At 71.1% G+C, this 15,631-nt stretch carries 13 protein-coding genes; 8 read left to right on the top strand and 5 right to left on the bottom strand.

The genetic code is table 11. The annotated features are described in order from the left end of the window. A partial coding sequence (locus NBZ85_RS14885; RefSeq protein ID WP_261562082.1) for a cytochrome ubiquinol oxidase subunit I occupies nucleotides 1–1,335 on the bottom strand: 1,335 nt, incomplete at its 3' end. An 806-nt stretch (nucleotides 1,336–2,141) separates the two neighbouring features. Between NBZ85_RS14885 and NBZ85_RS14880 the strand changes: the two genes are divergently transcribed. The 5 genes from NBZ85_RS14880 to NBZ85_RS14860 all read left to right on the top strand — a co-directional run bounded on the left by NBZ85_RS14880 (nucleotide 2,142) and on the right by NBZ85_RS14860 (nucleotide 8,300). Further along, complete coding sequence (locus NBZ85_RS14880) at nucleotides 2,142–2,657, top strand: BlaI/MecI/CopY family transcriptional regulator (RefSeq protein ID WP_261557225.1); 516 nt, start codon at nucleotides 2,142–2,144, stop codon at nucleotides 2,655–2,657. Nucleotides 2,658–2,670: 13 nt separating this feature from the next. Next, nucleotides 2,671–3,939, top strand: a complete 1,269-nt coding sequence (locus tag NBZ85_RS14875) for a M56 family metallopeptidase (protein WP_261562081.1) — start codon at nucleotides 2,671–2,673, stop codon at nucleotides 3,937–3,939. 248 nt (nucleotides 3,940–4,187) lie between these two features. Continuing rightward, a complete protein-coding gene (ppc, locus tag NBZ85_RS14870; protein WP_261557227.1) occupies nucleotides 4,188–7,016 on the top strand; it encodes a phosphoenolpyruvate carboxylase in 2,829 nt (942 codons plus the stop codon). A gap of 85 nt (nucleotides 7,017–7,101) precedes the next feature. Then, nucleotides 7,102–7,722, top strand: coding sequence for a hypothetical protein (locus NBZ85_RS14865; RefSeq protein ID WP_261557228.1), 621 nt, complete (start codon nucleotides 7,102–7,104; stop codon nucleotides 7,720–7,722). 71 nt (nucleotides 7,723–7,793) lie between these two features. Then, entirely contained in the window at nucleotides 7,794–8,300 is a 507-nt protein-coding gene (locus tag NBZ85_RS14860) for a BlaI/MecI/CopY family transcriptional regulator (protein ID WP_261557229.1), read from the top strand. 64 nt (nucleotides 8,301–8,364) lie between these two features. Here the strand turns inward: NBZ85_RS14860 and NBZ85_RS14855 are convergent, their stop codons facing one another. Together NBZ85_RS14855 and NBZ85_RS14850 are read right to left on the bottom strand one after the other, a co-directional pair. Beyond that, nucleotides 8,365–8,988, bottom strand: a complete 624-nt coding sequence (locus NBZ85_RS14855; protein WP_261562080.1) for a MarR family winged helix-turn-helix transcriptional regulator — start codon at nucleotides 8,986–8,988, stop codon at nucleotides 8,365–8,367. Continuing rightward, nucleotides 8,966–10,489 (bottom strand): MFS transporter, encoded by a 1,524-nt coding sequence (locus NBZ85_RS14850; RefSeq protein WP_261562083.1) that lies wholly within the window; start codon nucleotides 10,487–10,489, stop codon nucleotides 8,966–8,968. The genes NBZ85_RS14855 and NBZ85_RS14850 overlap by 23 nt, the downstream gene beginning before the upstream one ends. 296 nt (nucleotides 10,490–10,785) lie before the next feature. On the opposite strand from NBZ85_RS14850, the gene NBZ85_RS14845 reads away from it, so the two are divergent. Together NBZ85_RS14845 and NBZ85_RS14840 are read left to right on the top strand one after the other, a co-directional pair. Then, entirely contained in the window at nucleotides 10,786–11,715 is a 930-nt protein-coding gene (locus tag NBZ85_RS14845) for a hypothetical protein (RefSeq protein WP_261562079.1), read from the top strand. Beyond that, nucleotides 11,702–12,589, top strand: coding sequence for a hypothetical protein (locus tag NBZ85_RS14840; protein WP_261557232.1), 888 nt, complete (start codon nucleotides 11,702–11,704; stop codon nucleotides 12,587–12,589). Before NBZ85_RS14845 ends, NBZ85_RS14840 begins: the two co-directional genes overlap by 14 nt. On the opposite strand, the gene NBZ85_RS14835 is transcribed toward NBZ85_RS14840, so the two are convergent. Together NBZ85_RS14835 and NBZ85_RS14830 are read right to left on the bottom strand one after the other, a co-directional pair. Beyond that, the gene (locus NBZ85_RS14835; RefSeq protein WP_261557234.1) at nucleotides 12,583–13,326 is read right to left on the bottom strand and encodes a ribonuclease D; all 744 of its coding nucleotides are present in this window, start codon (nucleotides 13,324–13,326) and stop codon (nucleotides 12,583–12,585) included. The genes NBZ85_RS14840 and NBZ85_RS14835 overlap by 7 nt on opposite strands. Nucleotides 13,327–13,591: 265 nt before the next feature. After that, entirely contained in the window at nucleotides 13,592–14,350 is a 759-nt protein-coding gene (locus NBZ85_RS14830; protein WP_261557236.1) for a class I SAM-dependent methyltransferase, read from the bottom strand. A gap of 398 nt (nucleotides 14,351–14,748) precedes the next feature. Between NBZ85_RS14830 and NBZ85_RS14825 the strand changes: the two genes are divergently transcribed. Further along, nucleotides 14,749–15,631, top strand: an 883-nt coding sequence (locus NBZ85_RS14825; protein WP_261562078.1) for a serine/threonine-protein kinase, incomplete at its 3' end; no start/stop codon positions are given.

Raw genomic sequence — 15,631 nt, 5'->3', positions numbered from 1 at the left:
CAGCTGCTCGCCGCTGGGGCCACCGGTGGCCATCTTCCGCAGGATGAGCAGCAGCGCGCCGGCGAGCCCGAGGTAGAGCACCAGGGTGCCCGCGAACATCGGCGCCACCGCGTTGCCGCCGATCACGCCCTCGACGACCCGCATGTGGTCGCCGACGATCCATGGCTGGCGGCCACCCTCGGTGACCTCCCAGCCGGTGAGCATCGCCAGCATCGCCGCCGGCCCGGTGCACGCGGCGGCGATCAGCCACGGCTTGCTGGTGGGTAGCAGTGGACGATCCCCGCGCCGGCGGCGCAGCAGGACGACGAAGCCGGTGATCAGCGACAGCCCGATCAGGGCGGATCCCGCTCCGACCATCGTCGTGAACGCCCCGTGCACCAGCGTGCCGTTCGGCCGCTCGTCCGGCGGAGCACCGTCCAGGCCCTTGATCACGTGACCGGTGCTGAAACCCTCGAGCAGCGAGAGCCCGCTGGGAATCTCCAGGCCGTAGCGGATCTCACCGGTCTTGTTGTCGTAGATCCCGCCGAGGGTGAAGGGAGCGTGCGACCCGGTGTGGTAGAGCCCCTCCATCGCCGCGAGCTTGAACGGCTGGTTGGCGCCGGCGACGCGGGCCGCCCAGTCCCCGGCGATGAGCTGCAGCGGCGCGCAGAAAAGCACGACCGCGAGCCCGATCTTCAGGCCACGCTGGTGGTAGGTGTCGCGACGACCACGCAGCATGCCCACCGCGTAGATGGCCGCGACCACGCCACCGACGCACATCAGCGCCGCGATCAGCATGTGGGCGAGCTGCGGCGGGGTACCTGGGCTGATGAACGGGGCGTACGGCTTGGCCTCGAGGAGCTTGCCGTTCTGCTCGACGATCCCGCGCGGCACGTTCATCCAGGCGTTGACCGTGATGATGAACGCCGTCGACAGGGTGCCGGAGATCGCGATCGGCCACAGCGTCAGCCAGTGGGCCCGCGGCGAGAGGCGCTTCCAGCCGTACAGGTACATGCCGACGAAGATCGCCTCGGTGAAGAACGCAAAGCCCTCCAGGGTGAACGACAGCCCGAGGGCGCCGCCGTATTTGGACATGAACGCGGGCCAGAGCAGCCCGAACTCGAACGACAACACTGTTCCCGAGACGGCCCCCACCGCGAAGAGAACGGCGAAGGCACGCGACCACTTCTTCGTCAGAGCCAGCCAGACCGGATCCCCGGTCTTGAGCCAACGTCGCTCGGTGTAGATCAGCAGCCATGGCAAACCGACACCGAACACGGCGAAGCAGATGTGGAACGCGAGGGAGAACGCCGTCTGGGCACGAGCGAGGTCGACGGCGTCGGCGGCGAGAACCATGCGCACGGCTCCTTCGAAGGACCGCGGGAAGAAATCGACCGGGATTCAGTCGACCTTCTACCCAACGTAGAAGGTCCTAAGGTACGTAGCGGGGTGATCCGGTCGGCGGTCGGGCCTCCGTGAGGTCCACGACATGCGCGACGCCGGCCGGCGGGGCAGAGCATCGCGCGTCCCCTCTATGTGCATACGCCATCTTCCGACGCCTTCCCCCCGCAAATCCCGTGTGACGTGCCCATCAGCGGCGGACCTTGGCATTTACCGCGTTCACCGCGGCACCAACGGGCCCGCCCCGCACATTTCGCGCCACTGGTCGCAGCGGCCTGGAACGATTTCACCCCCGATCGGGGTCGATCGGCTCCACCGAAAAATAACCTTCAGATAACACAACCACGCCGCCGCTCGGGTAACCCGGCACAAGACCACCGGGAACGGCGGCAAATGCAATTGCCGACGCCTCCGTCGAGCCGGCCGGATGCCGAGCGGTCGGGACGGTCCCGAGGGGGTGCACCCGGCCGGGGGCCGCGGGGGAAGAATGTGCCGGTGTCGCGCCGAATGGAGCCGGGCGGAAAGTCCCGATGCCGCGCGGGCGAGGGCCGGCGGCGACCGGCCCCGGCGGTACGACCATCGGGCCACCGGCTGGTTGTGACGTTGGCGGCGTCGGCGCGGGCCGACCGCCGGGGGACCGCGGCCGGCGCAACCCGCCGTCGCGAGGTGAACACCCAGGTCCGGCGGCCGTGTGACGCAGGAGGCGACGCCAACGAGACCGTTCCGCCGCACTGAACTTCTACGCGACGTAGGATCGACGCATGGCGCGCCTGGGTGACCTCGAACGGTCGGTCATGGACGTGTTGTGGTCGAGCGAAGGCTGGCTCACGGCCCGCGAGGTCGCGGGCCGCCTGGACCATGAGCGCGACCTCGCGTACACCACCGTGCTGACCGTGCTCGAAAGACTGGAACGCAAGGGTTTCGTCCGCCGGCAGCGAGCCGCGCGGGCACACCGCTATGCCGCGTCCGACAGCCGTGAGGCCGTCGTCGCCGAGGCGATGATGGAGGCGCTGGGCACCGCGGACGACCGCGGTTCGGCGCTGGTCCGCTTCGTCGGATCGGTCTCCGCCGAGGAGGCGGAGATCCTTCGGCGGGCGCTGGAGCCCCTCGGCGCAGACCCGATGGACGCGGTCGGCGACCCCGGCATCGCGGCCGCCGCAGCACCGGATCCATCCTTCCCGCCCCCGCTCCGGACGATGTCCGGCGAGCCGGACGGACCCGGCGCGGTGAGCACCGACTCGGATCGAACGGTTCAGATTCCACCGGACGGGCGGTAGCGTTGCCGAGGAGATGACGACCGCGGCCCTCCTCGCCCTGTTCGCGGGCGTGCTGGCCTGGCCGGTACCACGCCTGCTGGCCGCCGCGCGCTGGCCGCACGGCTGCCCGCGGGCGGCGATCGTGCTCTGGCAGGCGATCGGGCTGGCCGGCGGCGTCTCGGCCCTGTTGGCCGCGATCGCGTTCACCGTCTCCCCCCTGTCCGCGCACACCCCGACCGCGATCACCGACCATCTCGGCAACATCGCGGCCGGCTCCCCCCTTACCGGCCTGCGCTGGGTCAACCTCGTCGGCCTCGCCGCGGCGACGGTCCTGGCCTGCCGTCTGTTCGGCGTGCTCTGCGCCTCCACCGCGGCCACCCTGCGCGAGCGGCACCGGCACCGACACCTGGTCGACCTCGCCGGCCGCCGCCACCGCGGGCACGGCGCGCGGGAGTCGACGGACCACACCCACCTCCACCCGCCCGCCACGGCCGACGGCCCCGGCGATGGCGCGAACCCCGGCGATGGCGCGAACCCCGGCGATGGCGCGAACCCCGGCAGTGACGCGAACCCCGGCAGTGGTGGGAACGACGCCACCACCTGCTGCCTGTGCGAACACCGCGACCGGGCCGGCATCCTGCTGCGGATTCTCGACCATCCGATCGCGGTCGCGTACTGCGTCCCGGGTGTGCGTCACGCCAGGGTCGTGGTCTCCAGGGGCCTGCTGAACACCCTCGACGCCGCCGAGTTGGACGCTGTGCTCGCCCACGAGGCGGCGCACATCGCCGGGCGGCACGATCTGGTCATCCAGCCGTTCGTCGCCTGGGAGCGCACGTTCCCGTTCCTCCGACCGGCCCGGGAGGCGACGGCGGCCGTGTCCTTACTGGTCGAGATGCTCGCCGACGACGCCGCCGCCCGCGAGACCAGCCACCGCTCGCTCGCCCGGGCGCTGGCCCGGCTCGGCGTGGCCCGGGCCCCGGTCCCCGCCGGGGCACTCAGCATCCACGGCCACCAGGCCGCCGTACTGCCCGCACTCGGCGCGGAGGATCCCCTGACGGCCACGGCGGGCCGGTTCGCAGCCGCACCCGGAATCGGATCCGGAGCCGGATCCGGAGTCGGAGCCGCCGCCACGACGACGGTGCCGGAGGCACCCGGTCACCGGCTCGGGACGATCAATCCGGTCATCTCCCGGATCGCCCGGCTCCTCGACCCCCCGGGGGTCCGTTGGTGGCTGCCCGCGGGAGCCTATCTGGCCGCCGCGGCCGTCCTCGCGGCTCCCCCGATGATCGTCCTTATCGGCTGACTGCGCAGCTCACCGGCGATTCGCGATCGCCGGAGGAGGGTCTGCCCACCGAAGCCGGAGCGCGCGGGAGACGATTTATCTCTCTCCCACCATCTCGCCGTAGGCAAGGCGCGGGCGAGTCGGCAGACTAGGCCGCGCCGGCGCAGGACAGTCCCGCCGGCCCCCGGCGACATCGTGGTCGCCGTGTCCGGCGGCCCGGCGAACCCAGGCAGATCCAGGCAGATCCAGGCGAACCCACCGGAGGCGGCGTGACGACCGAGCGGAGCGTGAGTACGGCCCTCGACGAGCTGGCCCCGGATCCCGGCACCTTCGCCGGCGGGGTCTCCTCCGACGCCCGCCACGCGGCCGTGCGGGCGGGGGTCCGTCGTCTCGGCGATCTGCTCGGTCAGGCCCTGGCCCGGCACGAGGGTGCGGAGACGCTCGCGCTCGTCGAGCAGGTCCGCGCCCTGGCCCGCCGGCCTGACAACGGCGTCGAGCTCGGTCGGCTGCTCGCCACCGTGGACGATCAGACGGCCATCGTGCTCGCCCGTGCCTTCACCGCCTACTTCCAGCTCGCCAACATCACCGAGCAGCTGCACCGGTCCCGGGAGCTGTCCGACCGGGCGCAGGGTCCGTTGGCGGAGACCTTCGACCGGATGGCCGCCGCACTCGACGCCGGCACCCTCGACCGGGAACTGGCCACGTCGATCGCGCGGCGCCTCGAGCTGCGCCCGGTGTTCACCGCCCACCCGACCGAGGCCAGCCGCCGATCGGTGCTCGACACGCTGCGCCGCATCGCCGATCTGCTCAACGCGGACAGCCCGGACCACACCGCCCCGCGCCCCGCCGACCGAGACCGCACCCAACGACGCCTCGCCGAGATGGTCGACGTGCTGTGGCAGACCGACGAGCTGCGGGTGGAGCGGCCCAAGCCCGCGGACGAGGCCCGCTCGGCGGCGTACTATCTGGAGCTGATCGCCACCGAGGTGCTGCCCGACCTGTTGGAGGAGCTCGACCTGGCGCTCGCCCGGGTGGGGCTCACGCTGCCGGCCGGGGCGCATCCGCTGCGGTTCGGCTCGTGGGCCGGCGGCGACCGGGACGGCAACCCGAACGTGACCCCGGCGGTCACCCTGGAGGTGCTCACCCTCCAGCACGAGTTCGGTATCCGGCTGCTGATCTCCGCCGTCGAACAGCTCGTCAAGGAGCTGACCGCGTCGACCCGGGTGGTGGGGGTCAGCGACGAGCTGCTCTCCTCGCTGGCCGCGGACCGCCAGGCGCTGCCCGAGGTGCACGACCGCTACATCCGGCTCAACGCCGAGGAGCCGTACCGGCTCAAGTGCAGTTACATCCTGGCGAGGCTCGCAGGCACGCGGGAACGGCTGGCCGTCGGCGCGCCGCACGTGCCCGGGCGGGACTACCGCGGCCTCGCCGAGGTGCTCGACGACCTGGCGGTGATGCGCGCCTCGCTCGCCGCCGGCGACGGCTCTCTGGTCGCGGACGGCCCGCTGCTGCGCGTGATCCGCACCGCCCGCGCGATGGGGCTGTCGCTGGCCACCCTCGACATCCGCGAGCACGCCGACAAGCATCATGCTGCCCTGGCCGCGGTGTACGACCAGGTCGGGGAGCTCGACGTCGGCTACGCCAGGCTCGGCCGGACCGAGCGGCGCACTCTGCTGTCCGCGGAGCTCGCCCGGCGTCGGCCACTGCTCGGTTCCGTGCCGCCGCCGCTTCCCCCGGCGGTGCTGGGCACGCTGGAGCTGATGCGCACCGTGCGGGAGGCGCTGGACCGCTTCGGCGAGGACGTCATCGAGAGCTACATCGTCTCGATGACCCGCGACGTCGACGACATTCTCGCCGTGGTGGTGCTCGCCCGGGAGGCGGGCCTGGTCGGCCTCGGCTTCGCCGACCGCCCCGCCTGGGCCCGCATCGGCTTCGTCCCACTGTTCGAGACGGTGGCCGAGTTGCGGGCGGCCGGCGAGCTGCTCGACGGCATGCTGTCCGACCCGTCCTACCGCTCGCTGGTACGCGCCCGCGCCGACGTGCAGGAGGTGATGCTCGGCTACTCGGACTCCTCCAAGGACGCGGGGATCACCGCGTCCCAGTGGGAGATCCACAAGGCGCAGCGGGAACTGCGCGACGTCGCCCGCCGCCACGGCGTCGTGCTACGGCTGTTCCACGGCCGTGGCGGCTCGGTCGGCCGCGGCGGCGGCCCGAGCGGCGAGGCGATCATGGCGCAGCCGTTCGGCACGCTGGACGGCCCGATCAAGGTCACCGAGCAAGGTGAGGTGATCTCGGACAAGTACACGCTGCCCCAGCTCGCCCGGCACAACCTGGAGATCACTCTGTCGGCCGTGGTCGAGGCGTCGATCATGCACCGGTCCTCGCGGCTGAGCCCGGCCGTCCTCGCCGGGTGGAACCAGACCATGCAGGCGGTCGCGGACTCCGCCCGAACCTGCTACCAGGCATTCGTCGGCGATCCCGCGCTCGTGCCGTTCTTCCTCGCCGCCACCCCGGTGGAGGAGCTCGGCAACCTCAACATCGGCTCGCGGCCGTCACGGCGGCCCGGCGGCTCCGGGGGGCTCGCCGACCTGCGGGCGATCCCCTGGGTGTTCGGCTGGACGCAGTCCCGGATCATCCTGCCCGGCTGGTTCGGTGTGGGCACCGGCCTGGCCGCGGCCCGTGCCGCCGGGGCCGGCGACACCCTCGCCGAGATGTACCGGTCCTGGCACTTCTTCCGGACCTTCCTCGGCAACGTGCAGATGACCCTGGCCAAGTCGGACCTCATGATCGCCCAGCGCTACGTCTCGACGCTCGTCGGCGACGACGGCGGCTCGATTTTCGAGGCGATCCGCGCCGAGCACGCGCGCACGGTCGCCGAGGTCCTCGCGGTCACCGGTCAGGCGGAGCTGTTGGAGAACGCCCCAACGCTGCGCCACACCCTCGAGGTCCGCGACGCCTACCTCGCCCCGTTGCACGCCCTGCAGCTCTCCCTGCTCACGCGCGCCCGCGCCGCCGGGGAGGGCGCCGATCCCCACCTGCGCCGGGCGCTGCTGCTGACGATCAACGGCATCGCCGCCGGCCTCCGCAACACCGGCTGACGCCGCGCCGTCCGAGGTGTGCGGCGGCTGTGAAGGGGATCCGAATCAGCGGATCATCGCCGTCCCCGCATTAGACTTTGATGCCGTGACGGGTCAGCCGGTCGGATGGGCCGCGACCGGCGGTGGACGGCTCGCCCGGTCCGCGGCGGCGTCGCTGCTGACGGTCGGGTTGGCGGTATCCGCGCACGCGCTTGCCTGTGGCACCACGCCGGCTGCCGCGGTCGCGCTGGTGGGGCTCGTCCTGGTGATGCGCGTCTGCTGGGGTGTGTCGGAGCGTCGGGTGTCGCCACCCCGGCTCCTCGGGCTGGTGCTCGCCGTCCAGGGATGCCTGCACGTCGCCTTCGTGCTGTCCGCGCCGGCCGGCCACGCCGGCATGGGCGGCGGCCGGGCCCACGCCATGCCGGCGTCGGCGTCGGACCTGTTCCCCGGCGGCACGACGATGCTCGGTCTGCACCTGACCGCCGCGATACTCCTCGCGGGATGGCTCGCGCTCGGCGAACGCCTGCTCTGGCAGGCCGCGCGCGGCGCCATACGGGTGGCCCGCCGGGCGGTGCACCGGTTGCACCGGTTGCGATCGGGCGGCGGTTCGCCCGCGGCGGTCACGAGCCCGCTGCTACCGGCCCTCTTCGGGCCGGCTGGTACCGCGTGCTCGCTGTGGCTGCGGCATGTGCTGGTGCGACGCGGGCCGCCGCGCCTCGCCGCCTGACCGACAACCTGCCGCACGTCGCGGCGCACAGCCTCCGTTCACAGCACCGGTCTCCAGGACTCGGAGCAGCCATGTCACGCTCATTTCCGGTACTTTCCGCATCGAATCCACCGCCACCGCCGGCGGAACGCACCTCGGCGGCCCATCTCGGCCAGGCAACCACCACCACGGTGGCGCGCACGACCAGGTCCCGCCGGAAGGCCACCGCGGCGCGCTCCGCCCCCGTCGTGCCACCGCCCAAACGGGCCGCCGGAGATCTGGAACGGGCGGTCCTCACCCTGCTGTGGTCAGCCGGCGAGCCGCTGATGCCCTTCCAGGTCCAGCAACGCCTCGGCGCCGGTCTCGCGCAGAGCACCATCGCGACCACCCTGCTGCGGCTGGTGAACAAGGGGATGGTCCAGCGGACGCCGCGCGGAAGGGGATTCGCCTACCATCCGCTGCGCCGGGCCGCCGACCACGCGGCGGGGCAGATGCTCGACTTCCTGCTTCGTGGCGAGAGTCCCGACAGCGTCCTGCGCTGCTTCGCCCATCGGCTCTCCACCGATCAGCGAGATGTCCTCCTCCGCGCGCTGACCTGATCGACGCCGGGCTCCGCTTCGCCGGGTCCGGGCCGGGGCCCCATCGCCGTGGCGCTTGGGCGGCCTATGCCGGCGCCTCGGGGTCCTCGTCGGCAAGGTAGGCGGTGATGCGGTCGAGCGTGGCGAGGTCCGCGGCGTCGAGCACGACGAGCGCCGCGGGCGGCCGGTTGAGCATGTCGTCGGCGAGTCGGGCCGCCGTTCGGCCGGATGCGGTCAGCTCGACGAGCTTCGAGCGCCGGTCGTCCGGGTGCACGGTGCGTTCGGCCAGGCCGCGCCGTTCCAGCTCGTGCACGGTCAGGGTGGTGTAGGGACGGTCGATCGACAGGGCGGCGGCGAGCTCGCCCAGTGTCAGTGCCCCGGCCTGCAGCGCCAGGAGCGCCTTGACCCGGATGAAGCTGAGGTCGAGCGCCTCGCAGACCTCCCGGCGGCGCTCGTTGCGATCGGTCACGAGCGTCCGGATCCGCCGCCACACCCGCGCCGCCTGCGCGGTGCTCTCCGCCCGTCCGGAGAGCACCGCCCGTCCGGAGAGCACCGCCGCGCTGGCCTGAGCGACCGCATCGGACGGTGCGGCCGGCTCGGGCTGCCCGGTCGGCGGGTTGCCGGCGGCGGGCTCCAATCTCGGCACGTCGGCCACCGTGACGAAGGACAGCCTGGGATCGCGCCGGTCAGCGCGTGGGAGCGAACTCATCGTGACCATCCTGCCCGGAGGAACCGTGGGACCGGGAACGCGCCGCAGCGCCGACACCGGCCACGTCGGCCACGTCGGCCACGTCGGCGCTGGCGGCCAGCCGGGCGGCGGTGCGCCGCGCGGTGCCGCGCGCCCAGGCGCCGGTGCTCGCGGCGCCGAGCAGCAGCACACCCGCCCCGCACAGCACGACGGTCCACCATCCGGCGGCGCTGGTCGGGTCGACGACCCCGGCGCGGCCGGCGACGTGCGCCGCGGCGAGCGACCCGATGACCGCGACGCCGAGGGACTGCCCGATCTGGCGGCTCGTCGAGGCGATGCCGGCGGCCACCCCTGCCTGAGACTGCGGCATGCCGGTCACGGCCGTGTTGGTGATCGGCGCGTTGACCATGCCGAATCCTAGCCCGACGAGCACGTATGCCGATATGAGCCAGGGTATCGAGGTGCTCACACCCAGCCCGGTGAGCATCACGCTGCCGGCCGTCATCGTCACGCCCGCGATGAACAGCGGTGTCCGGGCCCCCCGACTGGCCACGAGCCGCCCGGCGATCGGCGCGGACACCACCGTCATCCCGGCCATCGGCAGGGTGGTGATCCCGGCGAGCAGCGGCGAGTAGCCCCGGACCTCCTGCAGGTACATCGTGTTGAGGAACAGGAAGCCGGCCAGCGCCGCGAAGGCGAACACGGCGATGCCGGTGGCCCCGGCGAACGGCGCGGCCCGGAAGAAGCGCACGTCCAGCAACGGTTCGACGCGGCGGGCCTCGTAGCGGACAAGCACCGCCGCCGCCACCGCCGACACGGCGAACAGCGCCAGCGTCCGCGCGGCGAGCCAGCCCGCCGACGGTGCCTCGATGATCCCGTAGGTGAGCGAGGCCAGCACGACGATTACCAGGGCCTGCCCCACCGGGTCGAATCTGCGGGCCCGGGCCGCGCGCGACTCCGGGATGAACAGCCCCGCGAGCACCAGCGCCGCAATCCCGACGGGGACGTTCACCCAGAAGATCGCCCGCCAGCTCACCGACTCGACGAGCGTCCCGCCGAGCACCGGTCCCAGCGCCATGCTGACGCCGATCACCGCGCCCCACACTCCGATGGCCCGGGCCCGTTCCCGCGGGTCGGTGAAGGTGTTGCTGATGATGGACATGGCGACCGGGTTGAGCATCGACCCGCCGACCGCCTGCACCATCCGAAAGACGATCAGCCAGGTCAGGCTCGGCGCGAGGCTGCACAGCAGGGATCCGGCGGTGAACAGGACCAGCCCGGTCTGGAAGATCCGGCGGCGGCCGAGCCGATCGCCGGTCGACCCGCCGAGCATGAGCAGGCTGGCCAGGACCAGGGTGTAGGCGTCGATGGTCCACTGCAGGCCGGCGGCGGAGGCGTGCAGGTCACGCCGCAACGACGGCAGGGCCACGTTCACGACCGTGTTGTCGAGCCCGACGATGAACAGGCTCATGCAGCAGACCGCCAGGACGAGTAGGCGCCGTCTCCGGGTCAGATCGGACATCGGCAGCTCCCAGCGAGCGGCGTGGCCGGCACCGATGGCACTGTGCGACGCCCGAGCCCAGCCACGCTCCGGATAGTTGTAGCTCAACAATCTTTACCCTACTACAACGGTCTCGTGACGGAGCTGCGTCGCCGCCCGCCTTCACCGTCACGCACTCCCGACAGGAAAGCCGTCGCACCAGCCATCCCTCGCAAATCTATGCCAACTGATACAAAAAGGCCGACTGCAATCGCCACAAGTACCGTCCGGTGCGACACGGCGGCGGTACTTCGCCCCAGTGGCGGTAGCTTCGCTCCGTGCGCGGCAACGAACTCCCGGTGCAGGACGTCTCCGACTGGAATGTCGCGGCCGACGAGCCTGGCGGCCGCGACGAGAAGGTCTGGCTGCGCCATCCTGGGACCGGCGAGAACTGGCTCTACAAACCAGTCACCGTGAAAGACGGTCACACGCAGTGGGAGGACTGGGCGGAGAAGATAGCCAGCAACGCTGCCAGGCTGTTGACCGTGCCCTGTGCCGACATCGAGCTTGCGCTACGTCACGGACGGCGCGACAGTCTCTCCCGTAACGTCCGGCCAACGTCCTACGAGATGCAGGGCGGTCTGGTGCTGCTCGCCGCCATGGTGGCGGACTACCGGCCGGGAACCGACAACGTCCGCGGACGGCCCGGGCATTCACTGACCAACATCCAGCGCGCGCTGCAGGGCGCGCTGCCACCGCCGAATGCCGCGCTCCCCGACTTCTTCAGCGCGTTCGACACGTTCGTGGGCTACCTCGTCCTTGACGCCTGGCTGGCCAACCGGGACCGTCACGATGAGAACTGGTCGGTGCTGCTGCCGACCCCGCCACTCGGCCCGACCGAGCCACGCCGCCTGTGTGGAGCCTATGACCAGGCCGGATGCCTCGGTTTCAACCTCCGGGACGACACCCGCACCCGGCTGCTGGACACGCCCGGCGGCGTCGAGCGCTGGGCCGGTAAGGGCACGGCCTGGCGCTTCGAGCACGATCCCGCGAAGGGGGCGGTGTCCCTCGTCGAGTTGGCATGCGAAGGCTTACAGATGGTGAGCAGCAGGACGCGAGCCTACTGGGCCGACCGCTTGGTGAAGATCACCGAAGACGACGAGGCACAGGTCACCGCCGCGATCCCAGAAATGTCGGTCCCGTCCCGTACCTTCGCCCATGAGCTATTGAGGATCAACAGAGGGAGGCTACTCCGTGCACTCCGGTAGATCTCTCACCGCCTCAGGTGGCCAGTCGGCCGGGTCGCGGCCGACCATCCACCGCCTCGCGGTCACCTGGCAGCATCCGGTCGGCCGGGCGATCCAGCCGGTGGCGTTCCTGACGTTCAGAGGCTCTCGGTATCGCTTCCACTACATCAGGAACGCCGCGACGGTCACCGACTTCCGTCCGCTTCTGGGTTTCCCCGACCTGTCGACCTCCTACGAGTCGCCGCATCTGTTCCCGCTTTTTGCCCAGCGCGCCATGGACCCACGACGCCCGGACTACGAGCGCTACATCACCAGCCTGGGACTCGAGGCCGACGCCACTCCGTGGGAGCAGATAGGTCGATCGGGCGGGCCGCGGCAGGGAGACACACTTCAGCTCTTCCCTGAACCCACGGTCGACCAGAACGGCCTCCTGCGCTGCTCGTTCCTGGTCCATGGAATTCGGCACATCGCCAACCAGGAACTGCCGATCAACGGCGTGCGCAGAACGGTGAGTCATGATGAGCTGGAGAAGACTCTCGGGCGGCTGCGCACCGGGGATACGTTGCATCTTATCGAACAACCCGACAACCCGGCCAATGACCATGCATATCTCACGGCCACCGGTGATGGTTTTCCGCTCGGCTGGTTGCCCGATCTTCTTGTGGACGACGTCCGCGCTCTTGCCGCCCATCGAGTGGATGTCACCGTCGAGCATGTCAACGGGCCAGACGCCGTGTGGCATCTCCGCCTCCTCGCCCGCTTGTCGGCACAGACACCTCCGGACTATCGTCCGTTCAGCGGCGCCAAGTGGCTGCCGTACAGCCATGCGCCGGACCAGCCGAACGGACCAGCGCATGATGTCGGGAAGCCAGGCCTATCGACATCTGGTCAGTAGGCGAAGACGTCCGGAAATCCGCCCAGCTCAAGGTCAACCAGGGTGGGCAGGAATGAGCAGCACTGCTGGTAGAGATCCTCTAGGCCTGCATTCCGTAGACGGTCCTGCAGCGTGTCAAGCAGGTGCGGGAGGTGAATGACGTCATTGACAGCGTACGCGATCTGGTCCGCGGTCAGGACCGCCGCCGACCAGTCGCTCGTCCGGACAGCGCCCTTGGGCAGCTGTATCCCGAGATATCCGGCGAGCAGCGCCTGTAGGGAGTGTCCGCTGTTCGCCACCGCGGGCAACAGCAGCTTCGACGCCACCTTCGTACATAGAACCGACCGCGGAGGCACACCCCACGCATGCACCATGAAACGCAGATCGAAAGGGGCATGGTGAAAAACCTTCGTCACCGTATGGTCGGCCAGCAGGGCGCATAGGTTCGCAGGCCGACACTCCGTGAGCTGAACTACGACCGGCGCGGCGCCCTCCGCGAAAAGCTGGCAGGTGGCGAGCTTCTCGACTCGCCAGTCGAGCCCGGAGGTCTCCACATCCCATGCCACCCGACCTCGCGAGCCGAGAGAAGCCATCAGATCGCGGGTGACATCACCTCGGACGAGCACCGGGGTAATCGGGGACCGCGACAAATTCAAGATCACTCCTCCGAGGATGACCAGCCGGGAGCCGTTACTTCTGGACTCGACGGCACATTGTTTCATATTGTAGCCGCTCGAAGCGCGGTGCAGCGCGTACACGATGCCCGCTGCAATGCACTACTCGGCATATTCGCGCCCTAATCCCGCACATGTGGATACCGGAGCAGGTTCGGCCGAAGAAGCACTGCTCGGGCATCGGAGATCCGTGGGGGCAGGGCCGACCACGGTGCATAATGAGCAATGAGCCCTGCCCCAGCTGCAGGGAATCCAACCATGTGCTTAAGCTCGGCCTGTTCAGATGCATGGACACGTGCGTCGGGGCGGACCGGCAGGTGGGGTGCCGCCGGTCCGCCCCGACGTCGGGCTAGCGCCGGCGAGCGGTGAGCAGGAGGCGGCCGGTGCCCAGGGTGTAGGGCGTGCCGTCCGGGCCGGCGTAGCGCCGGATGTCGGTGAATCCGGCGTCCTCCAGCAGATCACCCAGGTGGGCGCTGGTGTAGACGTGGTGCAGCGCGGTGGCGTCGAGTCGCCGCGCGCCCTGACTGAAGCGGTGGCGGCTGATCAGGCGACTCGCCGCGACGTCGTATTCCATCATCGTCTCCACGGTGATGTCGCCGGTCCGCATGGTACGCGGCGCCTCGGTGAAGCCGGGCAGGATCGACTCGGCCGTCGCGCCGAAGTCGACGACCAGCCCGCCCCCCGGGCGGACGACCCGGCCGAGCGCCGCGGCGAACGCGCGGGTGCCGGCCAGATCCAGGTAGCCGAAGCTGTTACCCAGGCAGACCGCGGCGTCGAAGATGCCGAGCCGGTCGAGGTCACGCATGTCGCCGTGCTCGAACGCCACGGCCTGCCCGGCAGCGCTCGCCGCCCGCCGGGCGTGGCCGATGGCCTCGGTGGAAAGATCCACGCCGGTCACCTGGTGGCCGCGCGCGGCGAGGGCCAGGCTGTGCCGGCCGCTACCGCACGGGACGTCCAGAATCCGCGAATCTTTCGCCAGGCAGAGCCGGGTCTCGACGAAGTCGACGTCGGCCGCGGTCCATTCCGGCGTGGCGGCCCGCCGCCAGAACTCGTTGGGAAGGTCGGTGAAGAAGTCCGCGTACCACGCGGACGAGATGTGCTCGGACAACGCAGGATGCTCCCGATGAGGTACCTCGCGACAGGACGTTGTTGTCTCCGGGCACCGGGAGAAGGACAACCGCGCATGGTCGGCCCGCCAGCGGACGGCAGTGCTCCGCGGACAACTGTGCCTCACGGAACGGCACGAGGCCGGCGTGGCGTTGCGCGTGACCGCCGCCGGACCAGGATGGCCGGGCGGTCACCGGTGACCCGGGACGGGGCCCGGGGCAGCCATGGCATCCTCCATAGACGCCGCCGGGCCACTGCCCGGCGGTACTGCCGCCACGTTAGACCGCCAGGTCCGAGCCAGCAACGGATTTTCCACCCGCGGCTGCCCGGCCGGGATCCGAGACGGGGCACGCCCGTATCCTCAGGACGGGTCGAACCAGGATCGGGAGGACCACGGCAGTGCTACCCCTGCGTCCCGACGATCCGGAGCTGATCGGCGACTACCGGCTGTTGCAACGGCTCGGCGCCGGCGGCATGGGCCGGGTGTACCTCGGCCGAAGCCCGGGCGGGCGCACCGTGGCGGTCAAGGTGATCCGGTCCGAGCTCGCCGACGATCCGCACTTCCGCCAGCGGTTCCGGCGCGAGGTCGACGCGGCCCGTCGGGTCGGCGGAACGTGGACCGCGCCGGTGCTCGACGCCGACCCCGCCGCCGAGCGGCCGTGGCTCGTCACCGCCTTCGTCCCGGGTCCGTCCCTGCACGAGGCCGTCCGCGCCCACGGCCCGCTGCCGCCCGGCACTGTCCGGGCGCTCGGCGCGGGCCTGGCCGAGGCGCTGATCGCCGTGCACGGCGCGGGCCTCGTGCACCGGGACCTCAAGCCGTCCAACGTGTTGTTGAGCCTGGACGGTCCGCGGGTCATCGACTTCGGTATCTCCCGGGCGGTCGACGCGACCGCGCTGACGCACACCGGGGCGGCGATCGGCTCACCGGCGTTCATGGCGCCGGAGCAGATCGCTTCCGGTGAGATCGGCCCGGCCAGCGACGTCTTCGCGCTCGGCGCGGTGCTCGTGCACGCCGCGACCGGCACCAGCCCGTTCCAGGCGTCCACTGTTCCGGCGATGATGTACGCGGTCCTGTCTCGAGAGCCCGACCTGGCCACCGTGCCGGCCGACCTGCGCGAGCTGATCGGCGCCTGTCTGCGTAAGCTCCCCGGCGAGCGCCCCTCCCCCACCGCGGTGCTGGCGGCGCTGGCGCCCGCCGGTGGCGCGGCCGCGCTGATCGCCGCCGGCTGGCTGCCCGCGACGCTCGTCACCGCCCTGAGCCGCCGCGCTGTCACCCTGCTCG

The sequence above is a fragment of the Frankia tisae genome, from assembly GCF_025403405.1.
Taxonomy (GTDB): domain Bacteria; phylum Actinomycetota; class Actinomycetes; order Frankiales; family Frankiaceae; genus Frankia; species Frankia tisai.
Note: the sequence above shows the minus strand (reverse complement) of the source record. Positions and strands in the feature narration are given on the sequence as shown.

What these genes read in the sequence shown, in the direction of transcription:
- NBZ85_RS14880 (WP_261557225.1), top strand. Translation starts at nt 2,142, where the DNA reads ATGGCGCGCCTGGGTGACCTCGAACGGTCGGTCATGGACGTGTTGTGG.
- NBZ85_RS14860 (WP_261557229.1), top strand. Translation starts at nt 7,794, where the DNA reads ATGTCACGCTCATTTCCGGTACTTTCCGCATCGAATCCACCGCCACCG.
- NBZ85_RS14855 (WP_261562080.1), bottom strand. Translation starts at nt 8,988, where the DNA reads ATGAGTTCGCTCCCACGCGCTGACCGGCGCGATCCCAGGCTGTCCTTC.
- NBZ85_RS14850 (WP_261562083.1), bottom strand. Translation starts at nt 10,489, where the DNA reads ATGTCCGATCTGACCCGGAGACGGCGCCTACTCGTCCTGGCGGTCTGC.
- NBZ85_RS14875 (WP_261562081.1), top strand. Translation starts at nt 2,671, where the DNA reads ATGACGACCGCGGCCCTCCTCGCCCTGTTCGCGGGCGTGCTGGCCTGG.